This is a genomic window from Streptosporangium minutum (assembly GCF_002149035.1).
GTDB lineage: Bacteria > Actinomycetota > Actinomycetes > Streptosporangiales > Streptosporangiaceae > Streptosporangium > Streptosporangium minutum.
On sequence record NZ_NGFP01000047.1, the window covers coordinates 1 to 25,045 of the forward strand.

Consider the following 25,045-nt stretch of genomic DNA (forward strand, 5'->3'; position numbering starts at 1 on the left):
GGCCGTGGCGGACCGGAGGGACCCGCGCGGGCCGTGGCGGACCGGAGGGACCCGCGCGGTTCCTTCCGGGGATCCCGCCGGCCAAGGGCCGCCCCGTCGATCACGCGAAGGTCACTCGGAGACCCTCCGGGTGAAGACCGGGCTAGCGCAGGCTGCCGAACAGCTTGCTCGCCTCGGGCTGCTTCCAGACGATCCTGTGGGGGTCCTCGGGAGCCGGCCGCCAGGGCACCGCGAGGAACGTCGGCCGGCTCTCGCGGGCGCTTCCGGCGACGGTGACCATCGTCTCCAGGTCCATGTCGCTCTTCACGCTCCTGGTCGCCGCGGAGAGGAACGATCGGAGCCGGACGGGATCGGCAAGTCCCTGCCTGGCCTTTCTCAGCATCGTCCGCATGAGTCCGACCTGGCGTTTGATCCGCTGGATGTCCGACCCGTCGCCGTAGCTGCGCAGCCGCGCGTAGGCGAGCGCCTTCTCTCCGTTGAGCATGCTCTTGCCGGCGGGGAGCGTCAGCTTGGCCTTGTGGTCGTTCACGGGTTCGGGCAACCTGACCTCGACGCCGCCGAGGGCGTCGACCACCTCCTTGAACGCCTGGAAGTTGAACTCCATCGCGTGGTCGATCCGCACGTCGGTCAGCGTCTCGACCGTCTTGACGGTGCAGGCGAGCCCGCCCTTGTCGAACGCCGAGTTGATCATGTCCTTCCGGGCCGGCGTCGCTCCGCAGGCGGGGATCTGGACGATCGAGTCGCGCGGCAGGCTGACGAACGTGATCCGCTCCCGGTCCGCCGGCAGATGCGCCAGCAGGATGCTGTCGCTGCGCGCGCCACTCCGAAAGCGGGGGGTGCCGACCTGGCTGTCGGTGCCGACAACGAGGATGTTCAGCGTGCCGGTCACCTTGACCGGCCTGGCTCCGGTAGGGGCGACGCTCTCACCGGCGTTCAGCACCAGCGTGGGCACGGTCACGGCGGCCACGGTGGCGGCGGCTGCCAGGCCCATGACCGGCCGGCCCACCCGCAGGCGGCGGGACCGGGCGCCCGGCGGGCGGTTGTTCTGAAGGGCAAGCAGACGGTTGCGCCGGCGGGCCAGGGTCGCCGGCGGCTGGTGCTCCAGTTCGGCGCCAAGGTCGCGCAGCATCTTCAGGTCGTCCATCGTCACGCCTCCTCGACCATCGGGTTGGTGTCGCCCAGCGCCGCCCGTACCTTCCGCCTGCCCCTGTTGAGGCGGGAGCGTACGGTGCCGACCGGGATTCCGAGTGCCTGCGCGACCTCCTCGTATGTCAGATCACCCCAGGCGATCAGCAGCAGCACGTCGCGGTCCTTGGCGGGCAGCGCCGCGAGCGCGCTGATCAGAGCGGGCCGGGCGGCCTGTGCGCTCACCCCGGCGGCCACCCGGTCGGCGGGCGAGTCCTCGTGGTCGTCCACGGGCGCCCGTGACAGCGCCCGGTAGCGGACCGCCTCGGTGCGGCGCTGACGGGATATGAGCTTGGTGAGGATGCCGAAGAGCCAGGGCCGGGCGTCCGGGTAGGCCAGGTCATAGCTTCTGCGGCGGGAGAAGGCGATCAGGAACGTCTCGCCGACGAGGTCCTCGGCCGGCTCCGGGCCGAGCCGTTTGGAGACATACCGGTAGAGCATGCCGGAGTAGCGGTCGAACAGCTCGGCGAACGCCTCCGGCTGGGTCCAGGAGGCGCTGACGAGGTCGGCGTCGCCGCCCCGGGTGGCGGGTTGTGTGATCATCTCCGCCCTTCTGTAGGGAAGTCGGTCAGGGATGTATCGCCACAACCCATCACCCGGGTTCACGGCAGCGAGGCCCGCGGCGGCCGAGCATGCCATCAGGCCCGGCCTTCCATCCGTGCTTTCGTGCCCGAGCAGGCGAGTCTTCAGGCGGCGAGCACCGGTTCTCTGCTCCGTCCGCCTGAAGCGAGTGGAGCTCGGGGACGGCGTTGAGCCCATGGCCCTACTGGGGGGCTCGGGGTCCCGGCCACCGTCCCGAGCGGGGTGGCGGCCGGGACGGTAGCCGCATCACCGGCTATCCATCGATAGGTCACCTCTTATAGCCTTAAAACCCCTAATCTGAGCAAATGCGCGATTGCCTGGTGCTGGCCGGTCCCACCGACGAGATCTACTCCGCCGCCGGAACGGACCTGCTCACCGAGGTCGAGCGCGAGCGCGCGGCGGCGTTCGTCCAGGAGGGCGACCGGCGTGACTTCGTGGCGGCCCATCTCCTGGTACGGCGATGCGCGGCGAAGGTCCTCGGCGTCCCCGAGGACCGGCTGACGCTGCTCCAGCACTGCGACCGCTGCGGGCCGGGGCACGGCAGGCCGTACCTGGCGGAGGTCCCCGAGCTCGGCGTCAGCCTGTCGCACAGCCATGGGTACGTGTGCGTGGCGGTGGGCCCGGGCCGGGTCGGCGTGGACGCCGAGCGCGTCCCCGCGGGCCCGCCGGACAGGGCTCTGGTCTCGCACGCCCTGGCCCCCGCGGAAAGACCCCTGGCCCGCGACAACGAGGCGCTGATCCGCCTGTGGGTCCGCAAGGAGGCACTCATCAAGCGCGGTGAGCTCACCCTGGACGCCCTGGGCACGATCGACCTGTCCGCGCTCCCCCTCGGCGGGGACACCACGCCCCCGGACGGAGAGGGGGCGGGTCCCGGCGGGGAAGGGATCCGTCGCCTGGAGTGGGCGGGCAGGCACCTGCTGGAGTGGCGGACCGGTTCAGGCGTCGCGGTCTGCGTCGTCACCGACCATCCGGCCACCCTGGGCTGACCTGCCGGGGGTCGGGTCGAGGAAGACCTGCGAGATCGAGGGGAAACGCTCGGTGAGCCTGCGCTCCACCCGGTCGGCGGCCCGTTCCAGGCCGGCCCCGGTGGCGTCGTCCACGAAGTCGACGCGGGCGGCGACCATCACCTCGCTCGGCCCGAGCATCATGGTGAGCAGCTCCACCACGTTCTCCACCTCGGGCAGGGCGAGCAGCTCGGCCCTGATCTCCTGCTCCATCCTCAGGGGCGCCGCCTGGCCGAGCAGCAGGGACACGTTGGCGCGGATGAGGTGGAGCGCGACCCCGAGCAGCAGCAGGCCGATCGCCACCGAGGCGACGCCGTCCCACACGGGCGAGCCGGTCAGCTGGTAGGCCAGCAGGCCGGACGCGGCGATCAGCAGGCCGACCAGGGCGGCCCCGTCCTCGAAGAGCACGGCCTTGAGCGCGGTGTCGGAGGTCCTGGCGACGTAACGCTGCGGGCTCACCTTCAGCCGCCCGGCCTCCGCACGCACCTGTGACAGAGCCTTGAGGAACGAGATCCCCTCGATCACGAACGAGACCGCGAGGACCGCGTAGGAGATCGTCAGGTCGGCGAGCTCCTCGCCGTGGCTGATCTCGTGCAGGCCGTGGGTGATCGAGAATCCGGCTCCGCCGATGAGGGTGGCGAAGGCGGCCATCAGCGCCCAGAAGAACCCGGCCATGCCGTGCCCGAAGGGGTGCCTGGCGTCGGCGGGATGGCCGGCCCGGCGCACCGCGACGTACAGCAGGACCTCGGTGACCGTGTCCGCGGCCGAGTGCATGGCCTCCGACAGCATCGCCGACGAGCCGCTGACCAGCCCCGCGACCAGTTTGGCCACCGCGATCGCGAGGTTGGCCAGGCCCGCCACGATCACCGTGCCGAGGCTCTCCGATCCGGACTTCTCCGCCGCCTTGTCCACCACCCGATCACTGTACGCGCCTGTGACCCACGCCTCCGGCAGGCCAGGAATAGTTGAATCTTCACTCATGTTTAAACGGACAAATAGCCCATAAAACTTGTTAAGGATCACCGATGGCTCTCGCTCTCTCCACCGAAGCCCAGGACCTGCTCTTCCGTGACGCCCGCACGGCCAACACCTTCACCGACGAACCGGTCAGCGACGAGCAGATGCGGGCGATCTACGACCTGGTCAAGTACGCCCCGACCGCGATGAACCAGCAGCCGCTCCGGGTCCTCCTGGTACGCGGCCCCGAAGCCCGCGAGCGCCTGGTCGGCCTGATGTCCCCGGGCAACCAGGCCAAGACCGCCGCCGCTCCGCTGGTCGCCATCCTCGCCGCCGACCTGGACTTCCACGAGGAGCTTCCCAAGGTCTTCCCGCACTTCACCGGCGCCAAGGACCTGTTCGCCGACGAGGCGAGGCGCACCCAGTCGGCCATGTTCAACGCGACGCTGCAGGTCGGCTACTTCATCCTGGGCGTCCGGGCCGCCGGTCTGGCCGCCGGTCCCATGGCCGGCTACGACGCCGCCGGCATCGACAAGGAGTTCTTCGACGGCGACCACACCGTGCTGGCCGTCGTCAACATCGGCAAGCCCGGTGAGAACGCCTGGTTCGACCGCCTTCCCCGCCTGGCCTACGACGAGGTGGTAACGACTGTCTGAGGTAGGTTCTCACCTATGAGCAGGGAGCGAGCCGACGCGGGGAGCGCAGTGGCGGGCTGGACGGAGCCGCCCGCGCAGCTGATGAGGAATGGTGAGCGACCGGTGGACGAGGAGGAGCCCCGCTGGCTGAGCTCCATCGAGCAGCGGGCCTGGCGCGCCCACCTCGCCGCGCACAAGCTCCTCGAACACCGTCTCGATCGCGACCTGCAGACCTTCGGCCTCTCCGTGAACGACTACGAGATCCTGGTCAACCTCTCGGAGAGCCCCGGCCATCGCATGCGCATGAGCGACCTGGCCGACGCCACGATCCAGTCCCGCAGCCGCCTGTCCCATCAGATCTCCCGGATGGAGGCGGCCGGGCTGGTCGCCAGGGAGACCTGCGCGGACGACCGGCGCGGCACCTTCGCCGTGCTCACCGAGCACGGCTGGGCCACCATCCAGAAGGTCGCGCCGCACCACGTGGCCAGCGTGCGGCAGCACTTCATCGACCTGCTCACCGACGACCAGCTCCGTGAGCTGGAGACGGCCTACGCCCCCGTGGTGAGCCACCTCAAGAGCCTGCGCTGAAGCGAAACCGATACCGGCGGGTTCTCCCTTAGGTGACCGGGCGGTCGCTACGATCCGGCCATGTCTGCTCGCCGGATCCTCATCGCCGCGCTGGTCGCCGCGCTCTCCCTTGTCACCGCGTGCAGCGGCGGCTCCTCCGACGACCAGGCGGCGCTGCCCGGCGGGAGCGAGCTCGTCAAGAAGTCCGCGGAGGCGATGCGCGGCGCGAAGTCGGCCGCCTTCACCATGGAGACCGAGGGCACTCCGCCGGTGCCGGTCAAGAAGGCCACCGGCCGTCTCAGCGGAACCGGCGACGCCGACGGCACCATCAACATCGATCTGGCGGGCAGTCTCCAGGAGATCCAGTTCGTCCTGATCGGTGAGACCGTCCACTTCAAGGGCGTGACCGGCGGCTTCCAGAAGATATCGCGGAGCCAGCTCGCCGCGATCTACGACCCGTCGGCCATCCTCGACCCCGACAAGGGCGTCGTCCAGCTTCTGAGCACCGCGCTGGACCCGAAGACCGAGGCCGTGGAGAAGGTGGACGGCGCCGACGCCTACCGGGTCGCCGCCACGCTCTCCCAGCAGGTCCTCGCCACGATGGTGCCGGGACTGTCGCAAGGGGTCAACGGACGGCTCTGGATCGACAGGTCCACCAGCCGCCTGCTCAAGGCCGACCTGCCGATGAACGGCGGCAAGGTGATCGTCACCTTCCGCGACTACGACGTGCCGGTCCAGGTCACCGCGCCGGCGGAGTGACCCATGACCGACCCCGCACACCGCCGCCCCGCCGCGCCTGCGGCCGACACCACCGGCGCCCCGGCGGCCGGGAGCCCGACCGGCTCCGCCTCTCAGGACCTGACCGGCACCGCCGCGCCCCCCGCGGCCAGCGGACGCCGGGCCGGCGCCGGCCCGGCGGCCCGGCGGCGGATCGCCCTCGGCGTCGGCGGCACCGCGGTGCTGCTGGCGGCCCTGGACGCCTATGTCGTGGTCACCGTCCTGGTCGACATCGCCAAGGACGTCGACGTCCCGCTGAACCACCTGGAGCGGGCCACCCCGATCGTCACCGGCTTCCTGCTGGGCTACATCGCGGCCATGCCGCTGCTCGGCCGGCTCTCCGACCGGTACGGCAGGCGCCCGCTGATCCATCTCTGCCTGGCGGGCTTCGCGGCCGGCTCGGTCGTCACCGCGCTGGGCGACACGGTCCCCTGGCTGGTCGCCGGGCGCGGCCTGCAGGGCGTCGCGGGCGGCGCGCTGCTGCCCATCACCATGGCCCTGGTCGGCGACCTGTGGGACGAACACGACCGGCCGGTCGCCCTCGGCGCGGTGGGCGCGGCCCAGGAGCTCGGCAGCGTGCTCGGCCCCCTGTACGGCGCGGGCCTGGCGGCCCTGGTCCCGGCCACGCTGCGTCTGGGCGACGTCCAGCTCGGCGGCTGGCGCTCGATCTTCTGGCTGAACCTCCCCCTGGTCGCCCTGGCCGCGGTGGCCGTACAGCGATCCGTGCCCCCGCCGGCGCGCGGTCCGACGGACGGTCCGGCGGGGAGGCAGCGCGTCGACGTGGTCGGCGGCCTGCTGCTGGCCCTGGCCCTGGGCCTGCTCGTGGCCGGGCTCTACAACCCCGACCCGAGTGTGTCGGTCCTGCCGTCGTGGGGCCTGCCGATGATCGTGGCGGGAGTGGTGTCCGCCGTCGCGTTCGCCTGGTGGGAGAGGCGCTCCCGGACCCGGCTGATCGATCTGACCGGGGCGCTGCGCGGCCCGTTCTCCGCCACCCTGGGGGTGAGCTTCCTGACCGGCGCGGCGCTGCTGGTCACGCTCGTGGACGTGCAGCTGTCGGCGCAGACGCTGCTGGGGCTGGGGACATTGGACGGCGCGCTGGTGCTGTCGCGCTTCCTCGTCGCGCTCTCGGTGTCCGCGCTGCTGGGCGGGCTGCTGGCCCGCCGGTACGGCGAGCGGGTGGTGGCGGTGGCCGGGCTGGCGCTCGCGACGGCCGGCTACGTCCGGATCGGCCAGTGGCCCGCCGATCTGGCCGCCGCGGGATACCGCATGGACGTCGACCTGATCGTCGCCGGGCTCGGCCTGGGGGTGGTGATCGCCCCCCTCTCCTCGGCGGTGCTGCGGGCCACGCCGACCGCCCAGCACGGCGTGGCCTCGGCGGCGGTGGTCGTGGCCCGGATGATGGGCATGCTGCTCGGCGTCGCCGGGCTGTCGGCATGGGGTTTCCACCGGTTCCAGTCGCTCACCGCCGACCTGGACACGCCACTGCCGTTCGGCGTGGACCCCGCCGTCTACGCCGGGCGGCTGGCCGAGTACGAGGGCAGGGTGCGGGCCGCCCTGCACACCGAGTACAGCGAGATCTTCCTGCTCACCGCCGTCCTGTGCGCGGTGGGGGCGCTGGTCGCCCTGCTGCTCCCGCACCGGCCCGGGGGCACGGCGGTGAAGTGACCCGGACGCACCCGGACGCCTGACCGGCGGCGGCGCGTCAGCCGCCGTCCTGGCCGGAGGAGACGTCCGGGCCGCCGCCGTCCTGGCCGAAGGAGACATCCGGGCCGGAGGAGGCGTCCGGGCCGCCGCTGTCCTGACCGAAGGAGACATCCGGGCCGAAGGAGGCGTCCGGGCCGCCGCCGTCGGGACCGTCGTCCTCGGTGGCGCCGCCGTCATCCGGCGGGGGCGGCGCGGGCCGGCAGTCCTGGCCGCAGCCGCCGAACCGCGCCGAGTCGATCGGGGTGAACGACGCCGGCTCGACGTTCCTCAGCGCCGCCAGCATCGTGTCCCTCCAGATCGGCCCCGGGATGCTGGCGCCGAGCACCGCACCGTAGTACCGGCCGCCGATCGTGACGCCGCTCAGCTTGTGGTCCTGCGAACCACGCGGGTCGCCGAGACTGACCGCTCCGGCCAGGTCCGGGGTGAACCCGGCGAACCACGCGGAGGCGTAGCCGTCGGTGGTGCCGGTCTTGCCCGCCGCGTCACGGCCGATGCCGCCGACGCCCCGCATCGTGCCCTCGGTGAACACGCCGGACAGCACGTCGGCCGCCGCGTCGGCGACCTCCGGGTCGAGCGCCTGGCGGCACTTGGGCGTGAAGTCGGTGACCTCGCCGTACCTGTCCGTGATCCGGGTGATCGCCATCGGCGCGCAGTATCTGCCGCGCGCCGCGATCGCGGCGTACGCGTTGGCCACGGTCACCGGGTCCATCTCGTTGATGCCGAGCGTGAACGTCTCGTACTCCTGGAGCTTCGCCCCGTCGGAGCGGTGGATGCCCAGCGACTTGGCGGTCTTGACCGTGTCGCAGAGCCCGACCCGCTGCTCCAGCGTCATGAAGAACGTGTTCACCGAGCCCCAGGTGCCGGTCCGCAGGGTCTTCCAGCCGGGACTGCCCTCGTCGTTGGTGACGGTGTGGGTCGGGTCGCCGATGTTCTCGTCCTTGCAGTTCTTGAACGCCGCGTAGCCCGAGGCGCGGTAGCCGGCACCGACGGTGAAGCCGTCGTCGACCTTCATGCCCTTCTGCAACGCGTTGAGCAGCGTGAAGGTCTTGAAGGTGGAGCCGGCCTGGAAACCGGTGGCGCCGCCGTGCGCGGCGTCCGCGACGAGGTTGTAGGAGATCTCGTTCTTGGCCTTGCTCCGGCCGTACGTCCGGCTGGCCGCCATGGCCTTGATCGCCCCGGTGCCCGGCTGGACCAGGGCCTCGGCCGCCGCCGGGCTGTCGGAGGGGCGGACCCACTTCCTGATCGCCCTGTCCGCCGCCGCCTGGGCCTCCGGGTCGATCGTCGTCCTGATCGTCAGGCCGCCGCGGTTGAGGAACGCCTCGCGGGCCTCGGTCGTCTCGCCGAAGTCGGAGTTGTTCAGGATCTCGTTACGGACGTAGATGCAGAAGTACGGATGGTCGCTGGCCTCGCAGCCGCCGGGCAGGTCCGTGCCCTTGTAGCCGAGCTTGGTGGCCTTCGCCTCCGCCGCCTCGGCGGGGGTGATCTCGCCCAGCTCGGCCATCCGGTCCAGCACGACGTTGCGGCGGTCCAACATCCGCTCGCGCTGTTTCCTGCCCAGGTTGGGGTCGGTGGCGTTGGGATCCTGCACGGCTCCCGCCAGCGTCGCCGCCTGCGGCAGGGTGAGCGCGTCCGCCTCGACGCCGAAGAACCGCCTGGCCGCCGCCTCGACGCCGTAGGCGCCCGCGCCGAAGTAGGCGATGTTGAGGTATTTCTCCAGGATCTCGTCCTTGGAGTACTTCTGCTCGACCGCCATCGCGTAACGCAGCTCGTTGAGCTTGCGCGCGTAGCTGGCCTCCAGTGCCTTGTTCTTGTCGCTGTCGGTGTCGGCGGAGTTGAGCAGCACCTGCTTGACATACTGCTGGGTGATGCTCGACCCGCCCTGGCTCACCCCGCCCGCCTGCACGTTCCTGGCGAACGCGCGGATCGTGCCCTCGATGTCGATCGCACCGTGCCTGTAGAACCGGTAGTCCTCGATCGAGACGATCGCCGTCTTCATGATCTCAGCCACCTCGTCGAGCTTGACGACCTCGCGATATTCCTCGTAGAACCGCGCGATCTCGTTGCCACCGGCGTCCTGCACGATCGTGACCTCCGCCGGCGGAGGCTCGGTGAGGTCCTCGGGCTTGAAGTTCACCTCGTTGGCCGCCGACATGAAGCCGAAGCCCACACCTCCCACGGCTGGCAGCGCGATCCCCGCGACCAGCACGCCCGCCGCCGCCCCCATGCCGGCAAGACGCGCGATCTTCGTCGCGGCCCCCGGCCGACCCTCACCCCGTCCGGGCATAAGCCCATGCCGCATGCCATGTCCTTGCTCTCGTCCGTCAGACGGGAGGAGCAAAGCAGATCGGGCCAGCGGATGTCCAATACCGATATCGAGACACGACCGATATCGATTAACACATGATTGCAGCTCACACCGGTATCCGTCCCGCCCCACGCCGCCGGCGGGACGCCCCGGCAGACTCCCGCCGGTACGGCTGCCGACGAAGACACCGGCTCGGGCCGCGGCGAGCGCCACGGCGGCGGCCCGTACGGCGAGCGGACCCCGCGATACGGCCGCCGGGCCGGAGGGTCCCGGGTGACACATCCACAGTGACGCTGCTGACGCGTTCGACCCTCCGGCCGGCTCAACGGATCCCGAATCCCATCAGCGCGGGACCGGGGTTCAGATCGTGTCGATGACCGCGGAAGAACCGCCGCGGCTTTCGACGAACTCGCGGGAGATCTGGACGAAGGCGCGCACCCGGGCGGTTTCGCGGGCGCTCGGCCACACAAGCGCGTACTCGATGGGCGGGGCGTCGCGGAAGGGGACGACGGTGAGTCCCGGGCGGACGTAGTAGCGCGCTCCGGCGGCGGAGACCGGGCAGACGCCCTTGCCCGCCAGCACGAGCGACAGCACGTCCTCCCAGTAGACGATGGCCTGGCCCTGCGGGATGGGCCTGCCGGTGGGGGTCTGGCGTGGGGCGTGATACTCCACCCAGTGGGCGGGGACGTTTTCGCTGACGACGGTCAGCAGGGTCATCTCGGCCAGGTCTTCCAGGCTCACCGACGCGTGCCGGGCGAAGGAGTGCGCGGACGGCATGAGCAACGCACGAGTCTGGGAGACCAGGACGGGCCCGACGGTGAGGTCGGGTTCGTCGATCGGGAGTTCGGTGACCTGAAGATCGACGTCGCCGGCTCGCAGGGGGCCGTAGGGATCGGATATCTGCACCTGCTGGATCTGCAGTTCGGTGCCCGGGTGGCGGGCCGAGAAGACGTCGGCGACCTGAAGGATGAGGTCGCCGGTGAAAGCTCCGGAGAAGCCGACCCGCAGCATTCCGGTGACGCCGCGTCCAGCCGCCGTCGCCTTGGCGACCTCCTCCTGGATGCGCCGGTGAGCGGGTTCGATTCCCGCACGCAACTGTTCACCGATCGCGGTCAGCGCCACGTTGCGGCTGTTGCGTTCGAACAGCTTCACCCCGATGCGGCGCTCCAACTTGGCAAGCGTCTGGCTGACCCTGCTCTGCGACACTCCGGCACGCTCTGCCGTCCGCCCGAAATGCAGTTCCTCGGCCAGCGTCAGGAAGATCTCGATCTCGTGCCGTTCCATGCCATCCACCTCGAACGATGAACCTCACTAATGAGTTGTTCTATATATCACCCTTGTTACCGTATGTCCGATTCCCTGATGGTGGACTGGTGACCCCAGTTCGAGGAACATCACCGTGACAGAAGCGATCGACATCTCAGCGACACGCCCCACCGCATCCGAGCGGGCAGCCGCCGTCCGGCAAGGCGCCGCCCTCATGGGCGACAGGCGGCTACGCAGGCCGTCGGGGATCCGGTCGCTCCAGCTCGGCGAGCTGAAGATCACCTACGTGCCTGACGGGGTGGCGCAGCTCAGGCCACGCGGCTGGCTGCCGGCCACCACCGGAGGGGATTGGGCGGAGCACGCCGAGTATCTCAACGACACCGGCCATCTGGTGGCGGGCGTCGGCGGGCTACTGGTGGAGTACGGCAGTCGGGCCCTGCTCATCGACGCCGGGTTCGGGCCGCGGGCCGTACCGGAGGATCCCGATCATCCGCTGATCGGCGCCGTCCACGGCGGCGCCCTCCTGGACAACCTGGAGAGGATCGGCCGCGCACCCGGCGAGATCGAGGCGGTGGCGTTCACCCACCTGCACCCCGACCACCTCGGCTGGGCCTGCGTCGCCCCCGCGGTCTTCACCGGAGCCGACTTCCTGGTGAGCGAACGGGAATGGACCGGCCGCCACCTGGCCGCCGCGCACGGCGTCACCGCGGGGATGCTGGCCGCCATCACATTGCGGCTGCGGCTCGTACGCGAAGGCGAGGAGATCTTCCCGGGCGTGCGCGCGCTGGCGATGCCCGGCCACACGGCGGGGCACACCGCCTTCACGATCACCGCGGGCGGGCAGCGGCTGATCGCCTTCGGCGACGCGCTGCACTCTCCCATCCAGGTACGTCACCCGGCGTGGTCCGCCGCCGCCGATCACGACCCCGCCGTCTCGGCCCGCCTGCGCCACTGGCTGCTGGCCGAGCTCCAGCGTCCCGACACTATCGGCTTCGGCGTGCACTTCGCCGACGTGGTGTTCGGCCGCGTACACCAGGACGCCGACGGCGCCACCTGGCGACCACAGCCATGAAGCACAGAGAGAGCCACCTCATGGAACACAGACGACCGGGCGCGTCCGGGCTCAAGGTCCCCGCGCCGAGCTTCGGCACCGGCACTTTCGCCGGCCGGACCGCCACCACCGCCGCACCCGGGTCTCAGCTCGGCTGCTCATCACGGCCGAGGCCGTCGACCCGCCGTAACGCGCAGTCAGGCAGGCGTCGCCAGAGGCAGGGGCGGCGGAGACCTGCCGGCGACAGCACCTGACCGTCACACGCGACAACCGTCCCCGCCCAGCAAAGGGGTCAAGAGTTTCATCGGCAAAGGAATTACGCCGCCTTCACTTAACGGGATTTCTAACCCGTTAGACATTCGATCCGTTGGAGAATGATCATGGATCTGCAGTTGTCCGGCCGTATCGCACTCGTCACCGGCGCCTCCAAGGGGGTGGGCCTGGCCACCACCCGTACGTTGCTGCAGGAGGGGGCCCGAGTGGTGGCCGTCTCGCGCCGCACCAGTCCCGGACTCGATGAGCTGGCCGGCCCGGATCTCGTCCATGCGCCGGTCGACCTCGCCCACCCCGAGGGTCCCGGCGTAGCGGTCGCCTACACCGCCGAGGCGTTCGGCGGGCTGGACATCCTGGTCAACAACGCGGGCGGCCCGCCACCCGGGGCGCAGCTTCCCCGCTTCGGGTTCCTGTCCGCGACCGATGAGGACTGGCGGGCGATGTTCGAGTTCAACCTGTTCTCGGCCGTCCGCGCGATCCGAGCCGCGATCCCGCTCATGCTTGCGCGGGGTGGCGGCGCGATCGTCAACATCTCCTCGGTCAACGTGCGGAAACCGGCCCCGATGAACGTCGACTACAACGCGGCCAAGGCCGGACTGACCAACCTCACCAAGGCTCTGTCGGAGGAGTACGGCCCGCAGGGTATCCGCGTCAACACCGTCTCTCCCGGTCCGGTCCGGACCGCCTGGTGGACCGAGGAGGGCGGCGCGGCCGACGTCATCGCCGCTCGGACCGGAGCGGACCGGGACACCGTCCTGGACAAGATCGCGCCGGAGATGATGAACCTCACCACCGGACGTCTCGTCGAACCGCAGGAGATCGCGGACGTGGTGGCCCTGCTGGTCTCGCCGCGCTCGGCCAGCACGACCGGCGCCGAATTCTCCGTGGACGCCGGATTCCTCAAGGAACCGTGACCCACGGCGGATGACGTGATGGGGCCTCCAAGGCGCGGAGGCCCCATCACGTTCCTCGGGGTCCCATCCACCCACGCGGCGGCCAGGACATAACCTGGGGTCTGTCGGCTTGGTTCCAGCGCATGGTGATCCGCTGGCCGGGACGGCGCGAGGCGCTGATGAACATGGTGGCATCAACCACCTCGAAGCGGCTGCAGGCACAGGGGCTGCCGGCCGAGGTGACCAGTTTCGTGGGACGTCGGCACGAGGTGGCCGATGTCAAACGGCTGCTGTCCGGAGCCCGCGTGGTGACCCTCACCGGCACCGGCGGGGTCGGCAAGACCCGGCTGGCCCTGCGGGTCGCGGCCGACGTGCTGCGGGCCTTCCGGGACGGCGTGTGGCTGATCGACCTCGCCGCGCTGGAGAGCCCGGAGCTGCTCGTCCAGGCGGTGAGCGAGGCGCTGGAGATCCGGGACCGCTCCTCCCGTCCTCCCATGCGGGTGCTCATCGAGCACCTGCGGGACAAGCAGGCCCTGGTGATCCTGGACAACTGCGAGCACCTTCTGCACGACTGCGCCGTGCTGGCCGAGACGCTGGTGCGCGCCACGCCTGAGGTGCGGATCCTCGCCACCAGCCGGCAGGTGCTGGGCATCGCCGGTGAGCAGACGCTGTCCGTCCCGGCGCTGTCGTTGCCGCTGCCGGACTCCGGCGTCTCGCGGCCCTCCCTCGAATCGCTCGCGCAGTATGACGCGATACAGCTGTTCGTCGAGCGGGCCGGGGCCGTACTGCCGGGTTTCGCCGTCACCGAGGCCAACAGGGACGCCGTGGAGCGGATCTGCCGACAGCTGGACGGCATCCCGCTCGGGATCGAACTGGCGGCCGTGCGGCTGCGGGCCCTCTCCGTCGAGCAGCTGCTCGCCCGCCTGGACGACCGCTTCCAGCTGCTCACCTCGGGATCACGGGCGGCGCTGCCCCGCCAGCAGACCCTCCGTGCGCTGATCGACTGGAGCTACGCCCTCTGCACCGAGCAGGAGCGGCTGCTGTGGGCGCGCGCCTCGGTGTTCGCCGACGGCCTGGACCTGGATGCGGCCGAGGAGGTCTGCTCCGGCGACGGCATCCTCCGCGAGGAGGTCGTCGATCTGGTGATCGGACTGGTGGACAAGTCCGTTCTGATCAGAGACGACCATTCGTCTTCCCCTTCGGCGATCCGGTATCGGCTGCTGGAGACGGTCCGGCAGTACGGCCGGGAGCGGCTCGCCGCGACGGGCCAGGCGGCCGCGTTTCAGCGGCGGCACCGCGACTACTACCGGAAGCTGGCGGCGGAGGCGCGAACGTGGCAGTTCGGCCCGTCCCAGGTGGCCTGGTTCACCACCCTGAAGATCGAGCACGCCAACCTGCGGGCGGCCCTGGAGCATTGCTTCGCCAGGCCGGAGGGGATCGCGACGGGCCTGGGCATGGCCGCCGACCTGCTCTACCACTGGATCACCAACTGCTACCTGCACGAGGGGCGCCGCTGGCTGGGCCGGGGGCTCGCCGCCCGCACCGCACCGGACGAGACCCGGGCCCGGGCCCTGTGGACCGACAGCTGGCTGGCCGTCATCCAGGCCGACGTCGCCTCCGCCACCGCGATGCTGGAGGAGGCCCGGACCCTCGGGGAGCGGCTCGACCAGGAGCCGGTCCTCGCCTACGTCGCCCTCTACTCCGGAATGGTCGCCATGTACCGGGGGGACGCCGGGTCCGCGGTCGCGCTCTACGAGGAGGCGGTGACCCGCCACCGGGCCACCGGCGACCCGGTGGGCCTGGCGCTGGCGCTCATCCGGCTCTGCCTCGCCCGATCCTTCCTGGGCGACTCGCCGGGCGCCGTCTCCGCGGCGGAGGAGTGCCTGGCGGTGTGCGACACCCATGGAGAGGGCTGGCACAGGGCGTACGCGATGATGGCCCTCGGCATCGAGATCTGGCGTCAGGGCGACGCTCCGCGCGCGGCTGAGCTCGAGAAGGAGAGCCTGCGGTTCAACTGCTCGCTCAGCGACCCGCTGGGAGCCGGGGTGAACCTGGAGGTGCTGGCCTGGATCGCCGCCTCGGAGAAGCAGTACCAGAAGGCGGCCCGGCTGCTCGGAGTCCTGGAGACCGTCTGGCAGGCGATCGGCGCGCCGCTGTCCGGATTCGGGCACCTGGCCGGCTACCACGACGAATGCGTGTCCCGTGTCCGCCGGGCGCTCGGGGGGACGGCCTTCGACACGGCCGTCAGGCGGGGCGCCAGGCTCTCCTACGACGAGGCGCTCGCCTACGCGCTCGAAGAGAACGCGCCCGGGGACGGGTCCCAGGCGGAAGAGGGACGGCCGGCGCCGTTGACCCGCAGGGAGATGGAGATCGCCCAGCTCGTCGCCCAGGGGATGAGCAACAAGGAGATCGCGGCCGCGCTGGTGATCGCCCAGCGCACCGCCGAGGGGCACGTCGAGCACATTTTGAGCAAGCTCGGCTTCACCTCACGCGCCCAGGTCGCCGTCTGGGTAGGCGAGTGGAACCGGAGCGTGGACGGCCGGCACGCTCCCGGCGGCTGAGCGGACGCGGTGTGACGGCGAAGGGACACCGGAGCCGATCCGTGTGGTGACCTCACCGGCTCCGGCGTCCCACCCGGGGAGGGGGCGGGGCGGGTCAGGCGACCCGGTTCTCGGAGAGGGCGTCGACGGGCAGCTCGAACCAGACCGCCTTGCCCGCCGGCGTGCGGGCACTGCCCCAGCAGCAGGCCAGCAGGTCGAGCATGTACAGCCCGCGCCCGTTCTCGTCGTCATCGCGGGCCCGGCGCATGCGAGGCGCCGCGGGATGGGCGTCCTCGACCTCGCAGCGCAGCAGGCCGTCCTGGCGGCAGAGGGTGAGCCGGATCGTCCCCCTCGCATGGTCCAGCGCGTTGGTGACCAGCTCGCTGACGAGCAGTTCGGCGACCTCGCTCTGCTCCTCCAGCCCCCACTCCGCCAGCTGGGCGCGGACCAGTCGCCGCGCCCGGGGCACGGAGCGCGGCTCGGGCGGGAGCGGCCAGGAGACCTCCGGGGCAGGGGGCTCCTCTGGAGGGCGGGCCACACGTTCACCGAGCTGGATAGCGGTGGTCCTGGGCCGGTGCCGGAAGCGCGCGTAGCGGTTCACGGAAAGGACCTCGGCCGGAGCCAGCAGGCACGACGTACCCGCTCGGCGGTCAGCGGGAGCGGAGACCGGGTTCATGCCACCTGCTCGCAGAGATCGCGGCGGGCGGAGACGCTGCTTCCGTCGGGCAGGAGCTCACCGGTGTCCTCGAAGACCACCACGCCGTTGCAGAGCAACCCCCATCCCTGCGCGGGGTGGAAGGCCACGAGCGAGGCGGCCTCACGATCCGGAGCGCTTGCGGGAGGGCACAGGGGTTGGTGCTGACACATGGCTCGTACCTTCGATCCTTTGCTGGTCGCGCCGGAGTGCTTGCCGACGTGACCAGCATCTCCTCCGGAAAGACGGCAGCGGAACGGGATAAATACCTATATAGGTACCTATCCCGTGATACACGAGCACGTAAAGCCTAGGCCGGTAGGACGTAGGCAGGTGTCCCGGATGCCCCTCCGCGGAAGGCGGAGGTCGTCCGGCCCGGTGCGGCGGACCACGCCGCCCGGCCTCCCGGCGCGGGAGCCCGGAGACGACGGACAGCCCGGCGCGGCGGACCACTCCGCCGGCCAATCGGCGCGGGAGCCCGGGGACGACGGACAGCCCGGCGCGGCGGACCACACCGCCGGCCAATCGGCGCGGGAGTCCGGAGACGACGGACGGCCCGGCGCGGGCCGGGCCGTCCGATCAGGCGGTCATTTCTTCTTCTGTGCCCCTCGCTTGTCACGGATCTTCATCGTGACCTCCAGCGGAGAGCCCGCGAAGCCGAACTCCTCGCGGATCCGGCGCTCGATGAAGCGGCGGTAGGTCTCCTCGAGGAAGCCCGAGGTGAACAGCACGAACTTGGGCGGCTCCGTCGACGCCTGGGTGGCGAAGAGGATCTTGGGCTGCTTGCCGCCGCGGACCGGGGGCGGGGTGGCCGCGACCAGGTCGGTGAGGAAGGCGTTGAGGCGGGCCGTGGGGACCCGGGTGGACCAGGAGTCCAGCGCCTTCTCGATGGCCGGGACGAGCTTCTCCACGTGCCAGCCGGTCTTGGCGGAGATGTTGACGCGCAGCGCCCACGGCACGCGGACGAGCTGGCGGTCGATCTCCTTCTCCAGGTAGTAGCGGCGGTCCTCGTCGAGGAGGTCCCACTTGTTGAACGCCACGACCATGGCACGGCCCGACTCGATCACCAGGGAGATGATCCGCAGATCCTGCTCGGTCAGCACGTCGCTGGCGTCGATGAGCACGACCGCGATCTCCGAGCGCTCCAGGGCGCCCCGGGTGCGCATGCTCGCGTAGAAGTCGGCGCCCTTCAGCTCCCGGTCGCGCCGGCGGATGCCGGCGGTGTCCACGAAGCGCCAGGTCTTGCCACCGAGCTGGATCAGCTCGTCGACCGGGTCACGGGTGGTCCCCGCCATCGGGTCGACCAGCACGCGCTCCTCGCCCGCCAGCTTGTTCAGCAGCGATGACTTGCCCACGTTGGGCTTGCCCACCAGGGCCACCCGGCGCGGGCCGCGCTCGACGCCGAAACGCTGCTGCGGCGTCTCCGGCAGCTTGTCCAGGATCACGTCCAGCAGGTCGCCGCTGGAACGGCCGTGCAGGGCCGAGACCGGCTGCGGCTCCCCCAGGCCGAGGGACCAGAGACCGGCGGCCTCCAGCTCCATCTGCTGGTTGTCGACCTTGTTGGCGGCCAGGATGACCGGCTTGCCGGAGCCGCGCAGCACGTGGCCGACGATCTCGTCGGCGTCGGTCACGCCCACCACGGCGTCCGTCACGAACAGGATCACGTCGGCCAGCTCGGCCGCGACCTGCGCCTGCTCGGCGATCTTCAGTGCCATGCCGGTCGCGTCGGGATCCCAGCCACCGGTGTCGACCACCGTGAACCGGCGTCCACGCCAGGTGGCGTCGTAGGTGACCCGGTCACGGGTCACGCCCGGCACGTCCTCCACGACCGCCTCCCGGCGGCCGATGATCCGGTTGACCAGGGTGGACTTGCCCACGTTGGGGCGGCCCACCACAGCCACGACCGGCTGCGGGCCGGAGTCGTGGCCCGCTTCCTCAGAGCTGTCTTCGGTACCCAGATCGGCCAGCTCAGCCTCGATCCAGCCGCTGTCTTCTTCCCCGGTCACGCCTTTTCCTTAATCACACGTAGCACCTCGGCGATGACCTCTTCCAGGTTCAGCGCCGTGGTGTCCAGTTCGACGGCGTCGGCCGCCATTGCGAGCGGATCTGTCTTCCGCGTCGAGTCCAGGGTGTCACGCCGGGCCATCGCGGCCCTCTGCGCCTCCACCGTGGTCCCGGTGAGCTCTGCCGTACGGCGGAGCGCACGGGCGTCCGCGCTCGCGGTCAGGTAGACCTTGACCGGAGCGCCGGGCGTCACCACCGTGCCGATGTCGCGGCCCTCGACGACGATGCCGCCCAGGCCGATGATCTCACGCTGCTCGGCCACCAGCCGGCGCCGTACCTCGGGCACGGCGCTGACCGCGGAGACGGCGGCGGTGACCTCGGAGGTCCGGATGGCCACGGCGGCGTCGGCGCCGTCCACGGCCACCGACGGGGCGTCCGGATCGGTGCCCATCGAGAGGACCGGGTCCAGGGCCCTGGCCGCGATCGCCTCCGGATCGGCGAGGTCGACCCCTCGCTCCAGCATCCACCAGGTGATCGCCCGGTACATCGCTCCGGTGTCGAGATAACGCAGCCCCAGTGCCCGCGCGACACCGCGCGACGCGCTCGACTTGCCCGACCCCGAAGGACCGTCCATGGCGACGACCAGTCCGGTCACGACGCCTCTCCCTTACAGCCCGCTTCAGTTGTCCGTACGAGGCTACCGGGAGCGGAGGCGGAAGCACGCATCGATCGCCCCGAGCGCTCCGCGGCCCGCCGGAGCGGGCCGCGGAACGGACCCGTTACGGCAGATGCCAGCCGTGCGCGCGCAGGGCCTCGGAGAGCACCGCCACCGCCTCCGGCTGCACCGACAGGTCGGCGGCGCCCAGCGGCAGCCCGGGGGCGTGCTCCAGCCGGACGTCCTCGATGTTGACGCCCGCCGCCTCGGCCACCAGGAACAGCTTGGCCAGCTCGCCCGGACGGTCACCGATGATGACCTGGACTGTCGCATAGGTGCGCGCCGGACCTCCGTGCTTGCCGGGGATCCGGCCCGTGCCCGCGACGCCTCGGTTCAGCAGCTCGGTGACCTGGCCCATGGCCGCCGGATCCGCGGAGGCCCGCAGCGAGGCGGCCGCGGCCGCCAGGTCCGCGGCCACCGCCTCCAGCACGTCGGCCACCGGCAGCGCGTTGCCCGACAGGATCCCGGTCCACAGGCCCGGGTCGCCGGCCGCGATGCGCGTGACGTCACGGACGCCCTGCCCGGCCAGGCCGAGCGCGGTCGCCGGCGCGTCGGCGAGCCGGGCCGCCACCGCGGAGGCGGTCACATGCGGGGCGTGCGAGACGATCGCGACGGCCCTGTCGTGCTCGGCGGCGTCGACCCGGACGGCCTCGCCGCCGCAGAGCTTGATCAGCCCGAGCAGGACCTCCACCGCGTCGGGCGAGGTCTCCTCCGTCGGGCACAGCGCCCACGGGCGGCCCAGGAACAGGTCGGCCCGGGCCGCGGCGGGCCCCGAGCGCTCCCGGCCCGCCAGCGGGTGCCCGGCGACGTAGGTGGTCAGATCACAGCCGAGGTCCGCGGCCTGCCGGAGCGGCAGCGCCTTGACGCTGGCCACGTCGGTGTAGAACCGGGCGGCCCCGGCCCGCTGGAGGTCGGCGAGCTGAGCGGCGACCACCTGCGGGGGGACCGCGATGACCGCGAGGTCCACGGTCCGCCCGGCGGTCCACTCGGTGCCGGCGCCCAGCTCCCGCGCCAGCCGTACGGCTCCCGCGTCGCGGTCGGCCAGGTAGACGGTGACGCCCTGCTCCCGCAGGGCCAGGGCGACCGAGGTGCCGATCAGGCCGGTGCCGACGACGAGGACGCTCTCGGGACTGCTCACGCGTGCTCCCTGGACTTCTCGGACGTGGTGCCGCATGAGGGGATCACTGGGCGATGTCGACGCGCAGGGCCACCGCGCCGCGCAGGTAGACGTGCTGGATGTCCTGGCGGGGCCGGTCGGTCTCCACGTGGGCCATCAGCCGGACGACATGGGGCAGCGCGCCCGGGACGTCGATCTCGGACGCGCAGATCAGCGGGACGTCGTGGAAGCCGAGCTTGCGCGCGGCCAGGGCGGGGAACTCCGCGGTCAGGTCGGGCGTGGCCGTGAAGATCACGCTGATCACGTCGTCGGTGGTGAGCCTGTTGCGCCCCATCACCTCGGTGACAAGCTCGGTCACCCCGGACAGGATGGCCTCCCGGTCGTTGCCGTCGACCTGGATCGCGCCCCGGATCGCCCGCACCATCGTCGCTCCTCCATACCGTTCACGCCGGACCACCCCGCGGGGTGGTCCGGCGTGTCCTAAACCTACGTATTACGGAAGGTTACAGGCCGACGGCGGCGTAGAGCTCGCCGACTTCCTTGACGGTCAGCGCGCGCACCGTACCCGGCTTGAGACGGCCGAGCTTCACCGGGCCGAACTCGATGCGGGCCAGGTCGATGACCGGGTGCCCGACCTCCTCCAGCATGCGGCGGACGATGTGCTTGCGGCCCTCGTGCAGGACGACCTCCACCAGGGCCTGCTGCCCGTGCTCCTGCACCAGGGTGAAGGAGTCGGCCTTGGCGATGCCGTCCTCCAGCTCGATGCCCTTCTTCAGGCGACGGCCCAGGTCACGCTCGATCCTGCCGGGGACCTTCGCCCAGTACTTCTTCTGCACGCCGTAGCTCGGGTGGGTGAGCCGGTTGGCCAGCTCGCCGTCGTTGGTGAGCAGGATGAGGCCCTCGGTCTCGGTGTCCAGGCGGCCCACGTGGAACAGCCGCTCGGTGCGGTCGGCCACGAAGTCGGCCAGCGAGGGGCGGCCGTCGGGGTCGGACATGGTGCTGACGACGCCGATCGGCTTGTTGATGGCGAGGTAGACCAGGTCGGGCATCGTCGGCAGACGCTTGCCGTCCACGTGGATGACCTGCTTGGCCGGGTCGACCCGGGCGCCGAAGCGGCGGACCACCTGACCGTCGACCGTCACCCGGCCGTCGCCGATCATGTCCTCGCAGGCCCGGCGGCTGGCCACGCCCGCCTGGGCGAGGACCTTCTGCAGCCGGACGCCGTCCGGGACCTCGGTGGTGTCGCGCTCGTCGACGTAGTCGCGGTCGTAGAAGTCCGAGTCGCGCTTGGGCTGGCGGGCGGTCTTGAACCGGTCGTTGTCGATCGCGCCGGGCCTGCGCTCGGCCTTCGCGGGGCCGCGGTCGGCGACGGTACGGCGCTCGCCGTACGAGCCGGCCCGCTTGCCGCCGATCGTCTGGACCTCGTCCCCCCGACCGGCCCTGCCGAACCGGCTGCGGGAACCGGCGCCGGGCGCGTCACCGCGGCCACGGTCCGCACCGAACCTGCCACGCGAGCCGCCACGGTCGTCACGGCGGGGACCGTCCGACCGGAAACCACCCTGCGACCCACGGTCATCGCGGCGCGGACCGTCAGACCGGAAACCACCCTGCGACCCACGGTCATCACGGCGCGGACCGTCGGAACGGAAGCCACCGCGGTCGTCACGGCGCGGGGCGTCCGAGCGGAAGCCGCCCTGCGACCCACGGTCATCGCGGCGCGGGGCGTCGGAGCGGGGACCGCCCTCGGCGGGCCGGCCGAACCGGCTACGGGAACCGTCGCGCTCGGCACGGAACCCGCCACGGTCGTCACGGCGCGGACCGTCGGAACGGAAACCGCCCTGCGATCCGCCACGGGATCCACCGCGGTCGTCACGGCGGGGACCGTCGGAGCGGAAGCCACCGCGGTCGTCACGGCGCGGGGCGTCCGAGCGGAAGCCGGCCTGCGACCCACGGTCGTCACGGCGGGGACCGTCGGAACGGAAACCGCCACGCGAGCCGCCACGGTCGTCACGGCGCGGACCGTCAGAACGGAAACCACCCTGCGACCCACGGTCATCACGGCGCGGGGCGTCCGAGCGGAAGCCGCCCTGCGCCCCACGGTCATCGCGGCGCGGGGCGTCGGAGCGGGGACCGCCCTCGGCGGGCCGGCCGAACCGGCTACGGGAACCGTCGCGCTCGGCACGGAACCCGCCGCGGTCGTCACGGCGCGGGGCGTCGGAACGGAAGCCGCCCTGCGATCCGCCACGGGATCCACCGGACCGGGAGCCGCCCCGGGAGTTGTCGCCCCCACGGGGACTGCCACCGCGCGGGGCTCCGCCACGGCCTTGACCGCGTCCATCACCGGACGGGGTACTACGCCTGCTGTTCACTACTTGTGCTCCTCTAGGGTTTCCACGTCATCGGGCAGGAACGGTGCCAGCTCGGGGAGCTCGTCGAGATCCCGCAGGCCCATCCGCTCGAGAAAATACGAACTTGTCCGGTAGAGCAAGGCCTGGCTCTCCGGTTCGGTGCCGGCCTCCTCGACCAGCCCCCGCGTCACCAGCGTGCGCATGACACCGTCGCTGTTGACGCCTCGGATGGCCGCCACCCGGGCCCGGCTGACCGGCTGCCGGTAGGCGACCACGGCCAGGGTCTCCAGCGCGGCCTGGGTGAGCCGCGTCTGCTGGCCGTCGCGGACGAACCGCTCCACGAGGGCCGCGCACTCGGCCCGCGTGTAGAACCGCCAGCCGCCCGCGACCTCTCTAAGGTCGAAACCCCGGCCGGCCTCCGTGTATTCCGCCGACAGCTTACGGAGTGCGGCGGCGATCTCGTCGGTGGGCCGTTCCAGGATCTGGGCGAGGGTCATCTCGGCGACCGGCTCGTCGACGACGAGAAGGATGGCCTCCAACCCGGCGTACAGGTCCGGTTCGGGCACCACGTCAGTCATGGGCGGGCTCTTTCTTGCTGCTCTCGTCGTAGTCGTCCGCCACGGCGACGTCTCCGTCGTCGCTGCCGGTCCAGGTCACGTGCAGTTCCCCGAGGGGCTCCACCTGGTCGAAGGAGACGGCCGCCTCCCGGTAGAGCTCCAGGACGGCCAGGAAACGCGCGACGACCTCGAAGGTGCCGGCGCAGTCGGAGGTGAGGGCCCGGAAGGTCGCCCGGCGCACCCGCCGCAGCCGCTCGACAAGGATAACCGCCTGATCCCGCACATTGGCGAGTGGTTGGTAGATGTGGGCGACGGAGACCGACGGAGGCAACTTGGGCGCGAAGGCCCGCTGGGCGAGCTGGGCGAGGCGGTCGGGGCCGATACCGAGGATCAGCTCCGGCAGCAGGTTGGCGAACTGGGCCTCCATCGGCACGGTCCGGGGGAAGCGCAGGGCCTCCTCGGCCATCCGGCCGGAGAAGACCTTCACGACCTCCTTGTAGGCCCGGTACTGCAGGAGGCGGGCGAACAGCAGGTCGCGCGCCTCCAGGAGGGCGAGGTCCTCCTCGTCGTCGACCTCGCCCGAGGGCAGCAGCCTGGCCGCCTTGAGGTCGAGCAGGGTCGCCGCGACGAGCAGGAAGTGGCTCGTCTGCTCCAGGTCCCACTCCGGGCCGCGGGCCCGGATGTAGGAGATGAACTCGTCGGTGACCTGGCTGAGCGAGACCTCGGTGATGTCGAGCTTGTGCTTGGAGATCAGACCGAGCAGCAGGTCGAAGGGGCCCTCGAAGACCTCCAGGTGCACCCTGAAGGTGTCGTCGGGCGCCTGCACCCCTAGGGTGCCGTCGGCCGTCTTCGGCTGCTCGGTCATCCCACCATTGTCCCGCACCCGGGACCGCGGTCACTGCTCCAGCGCGGCCCATCTGGTGAGGACTTCGCGGGCCAGCTCGCGGTAGGCGCTGGCGCCGAGCGAGGAGGAGTCGAAGCTGGTGATGGGCTCACCGGCCACGGTGGCGTCGGGGAAGCGGACCGTCCGGTTGATCACCGTGTGGTAGACCTTGTCGTCGAACGCCTCGACCACCCGGGCCAGCACCTCGCGGCCGTGCAGGGTCCGCGCGTCGTACATGGTGGCGAGCAGGCCCTCGATGACCAGGTCCTCGTTGATGCGCTGCTGGACCTTGATGATGGTGTCCATGAGCAGCGCGACCCCGCGCAGCGCGAAGAACTCACACTCCAGCGGCACCATGACGCCGTGCGCGCAGGCCAGCGCGTTGATCGTGAGCAGGCCCAGGGAGGGCTGGCAGTCGATCAGGCACACGTCGTACTCGGGCAGGAGGGGTTTGATCACCCGGCCGAGCACCTGCTCGCGGGCGACCTCCGTGACGAGCTGGACTTCGGCCGCGGACAGGTCGATGTTGCTGGGCAACAGGTCCATGCCCTCGACACCGGTCTCCATCAGCACGTCCCTGGCGGTGATCTGCCGCTCCATCAGGAGGTTGTAGACCGTCAGGTCGAGCTGGTGGGGGTTGATCCCGAGGCCGACGGAGAGGGCGCCCTGCGGGTCGAAGTCGACCAGCAGCACCTTGAGCCCGGCCTCGGCCAGCGCCGCGCCCAGGTTGATGGTGGTGGTCGTCTTGCCGACGCCGCCCTTCTGGTTGACCATGGCCACGACCCGCGCCGGCCCGTGCACCGTGCGAGGGGGCGGGTCGGGAAAGACCGGGCGGGGTCGCCCGGTCGGGCCGAGGACTCCCCCAGTGTGAGGGGTCCCGGCGGTCTTCGTGTCCCCCCAGGGATTCTCGGGGTTTCCGGGGGTCGTTCCCCGGACAGAACCGTCGGCGGTCACAGTCACCAGTCGAACCTCCCTGACGGCCTCGAAC

Annotated in this window: 23 protein-coding genes; 8 read left to right on the plus strand and 15 right to left on the minus strand. The window is 71.2% G+C overall.

Annotated features, from left to right (window positions below; genetic code table 11):
* Positions 1-142: 142 nt before the first annotated feature.
* Together CA984_RS12940 and CA984_RS12945 are read right to left on the minus strand one after the other, a co-directional pair.
* Positions 143-1,144 (minus strand): LCP family protein, encoded by a 1,002-nt coding sequence (locus tag CA984_RS12940; RefSeq protein ID WP_086571629.1) that lies wholly within the window; start codon positions 1,142-1,144, stop codon positions 143-145.
* A gap of 2 nt (positions 1,145-1,146) precedes the next feature.
* Complete coding sequence (locus CA984_RS12945) at positions 1,147-1,728, minus strand: RNA polymerase sigma factor (RefSeq protein WP_086571631.1); 582 nt, start codon at positions 1,726-1,728, stop codon at positions 1,147-1,149.
* Positions 1,729-2,072: 344 nt separating this feature from the next.
* Here CA984_RS12945 and CA984_RS12950 point away from each other — a divergent pair, with 344 nt between their 5' ends.
* Positions 2,073-2,753: a 4'-phosphopantetheinyl transferase family protein gene (locus CA984_RS12950; protein ID WP_086571633.1), complete on the plus strand. Its 681-nt coding sequence runs from the start codon at positions 2,073-2,075 to the stop codon at positions 2,751-2,753.
* Here CA984_RS12950 and CA984_RS12955 read toward each other — a convergent pair.
* On the minus strand, positions 2,703-3,686 hold the full coding sequence (locus CA984_RS12955) for a cation diffusion facilitator family transporter (RefSeq protein WP_086571635.1): 984 nt from the start codon (positions 3,684-3,686) through the stop codon (positions 2,703-2,705). The genes CA984_RS12950 and CA984_RS12955 overlap by 51 nt on opposite strands.
* A 110-nt stretch (positions 3,687-3,796) precedes the next feature.
* Between CA984_RS12955 and CA984_RS12960 the strand changes: the two genes are divergently transcribed.
* Genes CA984_RS12960 through CA984_RS12975 form a run of 4 tightly spaced genes read left to right on the plus strand, consistent with a single transcriptional unit; the run spans position 3,797 to position 7,372 of the window.
* Positions 3,797-4,384: a malonic semialdehyde reductase gene (locus CA984_RS12960; protein WP_086571637.1), complete on the plus strand. Its 588-nt coding sequence runs from the start codon at positions 3,797-3,799 to the stop codon at positions 4,382-4,384.
* 15 nt (positions 4,385-4,399) lie between these two features.
* On the plus strand, positions 4,400-4,951 hold the full coding sequence (locus tag CA984_RS12965; RefSeq protein WP_231509466.1) for a MarR family winged helix-turn-helix transcriptional regulator: 552 nt from the start codon (positions 4,400-4,402) through the stop codon (positions 4,949-4,951).
* Between the two features lie 60 nt (positions 4,952-5,011).
* Positions 5,012-5,689 carry an LppX_LprAFG lipoprotein gene (locus CA984_RS12970; protein ID WP_086571640.1) on the plus strand — a complete coding sequence of 226 codons (678 nt, stop codon included), beginning with the start codon at positions 5,012-5,014 and terminating at the stop codon, positions 5,687-5,689.
* Between the two features lie 3 nt (positions 5,690-5,692).
* A complete protein-coding gene (locus CA984_RS12975) occupies positions 5,693-7,372 on the plus strand; it encodes an MFS transporter (RefSeq protein WP_086571642.1) in 1,680 nt (559 codons plus the stop codon).
* Between the two features lie 37 nt (positions 7,373-7,409).
* Here the strand turns inward: CA984_RS12975 and CA984_RS12980 are convergent, their stop codons facing one another.
* The gene (locus CA984_RS12980) at positions 7,410-9,710 is read right to left on the minus strand and encodes a transglycosylase domain-containing protein (protein WP_242675915.1); all 2,301 of its coding nucleotides are present in this window, start codon (positions 9,708-9,710) and stop codon (positions 7,410-7,412) included.
* 366 nt (positions 9,711-10,076) lie between these two features.
* Positions 10,077-11,000: a LysR family transcriptional regulator gene (locus CA984_RS12985; protein ID WP_086571645.1), complete on the minus strand. Its 924-nt coding sequence runs from the start codon at positions 10,998-11,000 to the stop codon at positions 10,077-10,079.
* A 115-nt stretch (positions 11,001-11,115) separates the two neighbouring features.
* Between CA984_RS12985 and CA984_RS12990 the strand changes: the two genes are divergently transcribed.
* The 3 genes from CA984_RS12990 to CA984_RS13000 all read left to right on the plus strand — a co-directional run bounded on the left by CA984_RS12990 (position 11,116) and on the right by CA984_RS13000 (position 15,760).
* Positions 11,116-12,054 carry an MBL fold metallo-hydrolase gene (locus CA984_RS12990; RefSeq protein WP_086571647.1) on the plus strand — a complete coding sequence of 313 codons (939 nt, stop codon included), beginning with the start codon at positions 11,116-11,118 and terminating at the stop codon, positions 12,052-12,054.
* A gap of 359 nt (positions 12,055-12,413) precedes the next feature.
* Positions 12,414-13,220 (plus strand): SDR family NAD(P)-dependent oxidoreductase, encoded by an 807-nt coding sequence (locus CA984_RS12995; protein WP_086571689.1) that lies wholly within the window; start codon positions 12,414-12,416, stop codon positions 13,218-13,220.
* A 122-nt stretch (positions 13,221-13,342) separates the two neighbouring features.
* Positions 13,343-15,760, plus strand: coding sequence for an ATP-binding protein (locus tag CA984_RS13000; protein ID WP_242675916.1), 2,418 nt, complete (start codon positions 13,343-13,345; stop codon positions 15,758-15,760).
* A 94-nt stretch (positions 15,761-15,854) separates the two neighbouring features.
* Here CA984_RS13000 and CA984_RS13005 read toward each other — a convergent pair whose 3' ends face one another.
* The 10 genes from CA984_RS13005 to CA984_RS13050 form a co-directional block, all read right to left on the minus strand.
* Positions 15,855-16,340, minus strand: coding sequence for an ATP-binding protein (locus CA984_RS13005; protein WP_207620846.1), 486 nt, complete (start codon positions 16,338-16,340; stop codon positions 15,855-15,857).
* A 71-nt stretch (positions 16,341-16,411) separates the two neighbouring features.
* Positions 16,412-16,606, minus strand: coding sequence for a DUF5999 family protein (locus CA984_RS13010; RefSeq protein WP_086571651.1), 195 nt, complete (start codon positions 16,604-16,606; stop codon positions 16,412-16,414).
* Positions 16,607-17,020: 414 nt separating this feature from the next.
* Positions 17,021-18,439 (minus strand): ribosome biogenesis GTPase Der, encoded by a 1,419-nt coding sequence (gene der / locus CA984_RS13015; protein WP_086571653.1) that lies wholly within the window; start codon positions 18,437-18,439, stop codon positions 17,021-17,023.
* Positions 18,436-19,092 carry a (d)CMP kinase gene (gene cmk, locus CA984_RS13020; protein WP_242675917.1) on the minus strand — a complete coding sequence of 219 codons (657 nt, stop codon included), beginning with the start codon at positions 19,090-19,092 and terminating at the stop codon, positions 18,436-18,438. The genes der and cmk overlap by 4 nt, the downstream gene beginning before the upstream one ends.
* 124 nt (positions 19,093-19,216) lie before the next feature.
* The gene (locus tag CA984_RS13025; protein WP_086571655.1) at positions 19,217-20,326 is read right to left on the minus strand and encodes a prephenate dehydrogenase; all 1,110 of its coding nucleotides are present in this window, start codon (positions 20,324-20,326) and stop codon (positions 19,217-19,219) included.
* A 7-nt stretch (positions 20,327-20,333) separates the two neighbouring features.
* The gene (gene aroH, locus CA984_RS13030; RefSeq protein WP_012889696.1) at positions 20,334-20,693 is read right to left on the minus strand and encodes a chorismate mutase; all 360 of its coding nucleotides are present in this window, start codon (positions 20,691-20,693) and stop codon (positions 20,334-20,336) included.
* Between the two features lie 79 nt (positions 20,694-20,772).
* Complete coding sequence (locus CA984_RS13035) at positions 20,773-22,638, minus strand: pseudouridine synthase (protein ID WP_086571657.1); 1,866 nt, start codon at positions 22,636-22,638, stop codon at positions 20,773-20,775.
* The gene (scpB, locus tag CA984_RS13040; RefSeq protein WP_086571659.1) at positions 22,638-23,195 is read right to left on the minus strand and encodes an SMC-Scp complex subunit ScpB; all 558 of its coding nucleotides are present in this window, start codon (positions 23,193-23,195) and stop codon (positions 22,638-22,640) included. The genes CA984_RS13035 and scpB overlap by 1 nt, the downstream gene beginning before the upstream one ends.
* The gene (locus CA984_RS13045; RefSeq protein WP_086571661.1) at positions 23,188-24,039 is read right to left on the minus strand and encodes a segregation and condensation protein A; all 852 of its coding nucleotides are present in this window, start codon (positions 24,037-24,039) and stop codon (positions 23,188-23,190) included. The genes scpB and CA984_RS13045 overlap by 8 nt, the downstream gene beginning before the upstream one ends.
* Before the next feature lie 30 nt (positions 24,040-24,069).
* Positions 24,070-25,017 carry a ParA family protein gene (locus CA984_RS13050; protein WP_086571695.1) on the minus strand — a complete coding sequence of 316 codons (948 nt, stop codon included), beginning with the start codon at positions 25,015-25,017 and terminating at the stop codon, positions 24,070-24,072.
* Between the last annotated feature and the right edge of the window lie 28 nt (positions 25,018-25,045).

Excerpts from the sequence above, each read along its gene's own strand:
- CA984_RS12940 (WP_086571629.1), bottom strand. The coding sequence starts at position 1,144 with ATGGACGACCTGAAGATGCTGCGCGACCTTGGCGCCGAACTGGAGCAC.
- CA984_RS12945 (WP_086571631.1), bottom strand. The coding sequence starts at position 1,728 with ATGATCACACAACCCGCCACCCGGGGCGGCGACGCCGACCTCGTCAGC.
- CA984_RS12950 (WP_086571633.1), top strand. The coding sequence starts at position 2,073 with ATGCGCGATTGCCTGGTGCTGGCCGGTCCCACCGACGAGATCTACTCC.
- CA984_RS12960 (WP_086571637.1), top strand. The coding sequence starts at position 3,797 with ATGGCTCTCGCTCTCTCCACCGAAGCCCAGGACCTGCTCTTCCGTGAC.
- CA984_RS12965 (WP_231509466.1), top strand. The coding sequence starts at position 4,400 with ATGAGCAGGGAGCGAGCCGACGCGGGGAGCGCAGTGGCGGGCTGGACG.
- CA984_RS12970 (WP_086571640.1), top strand. The coding sequence starts at position 5,012 with ATGTCTGCTCGCCGGATCCTCATCGCCGCGCTGGTCGCCGCGCTCTCC.
- CA984_RS12975 (WP_086571642.1), top strand. The coding sequence starts at position 5,693 with ATGACCGACCCCGCACACCGCCGCCCCGCCGCGCCTGCGGCCGACACC.
- CA984_RS12980 (WP_242675915.1), bottom strand. The coding sequence starts at position 9,710 with ATGCGGCATGGGCTTATGCCCGGACGGGGTGAGGGTCGGCCGGGGGCC.
- CA984_RS12985 (WP_086571645.1), bottom strand. The coding sequence starts at position 11,000 with ATGGAACGGCACGAGATCGAGATCTTCCTGACGCTGGCCGAGGAACTG.
- CA984_RS12995 (WP_086571689.1), top strand. The coding sequence starts at position 12,414 with ATGGATCTGCAGTTGTCCGGCCGTATCGCACTCGTCACCGGCGCCTCC.
- CA984_RS13000 (WP_242675916.1), top strand. The coding sequence starts at position 13,343 with ATGGTGATCCGCTGGCCGGGACGGCGCGAGGCGCTGATGAACATGGTG.
- CA984_RS13010 (WP_086571651.1), bottom strand. The coding sequence starts at position 16,606 with ATGTGTCAGCACCAACCCCTGTGCCCTCCCGCAAGCGCTCCGGATCGT.
- CA984_RS13025 (WP_086571655.1), bottom strand. The coding sequence starts at position 20,326 with ATGCGGCACCACGTCCGAGAAGTCCAGGGAGCACGCGTGAGCAGTCCC.
- aroH (WP_012889696.1), bottom strand. The coding sequence starts at position 20,693 with ATGGTGCGGGCGATCCGGGGCGCGATCCAGGTCGACGGCAACGACCGG.
- scpB (WP_086571659.1), bottom strand. The coding sequence starts at position 23,195 with ATGACTGACGTGGTGCCCGAACCGGACCTGTACGCCGGGTTGGAGGCC.
- CA984_RS13045 (WP_086571661.1), bottom strand. The coding sequence starts at position 24,039 with ATGACCGAGCAGCCGAAGACGGCCGACGGCACCCTAGGGGTGCAGGCG.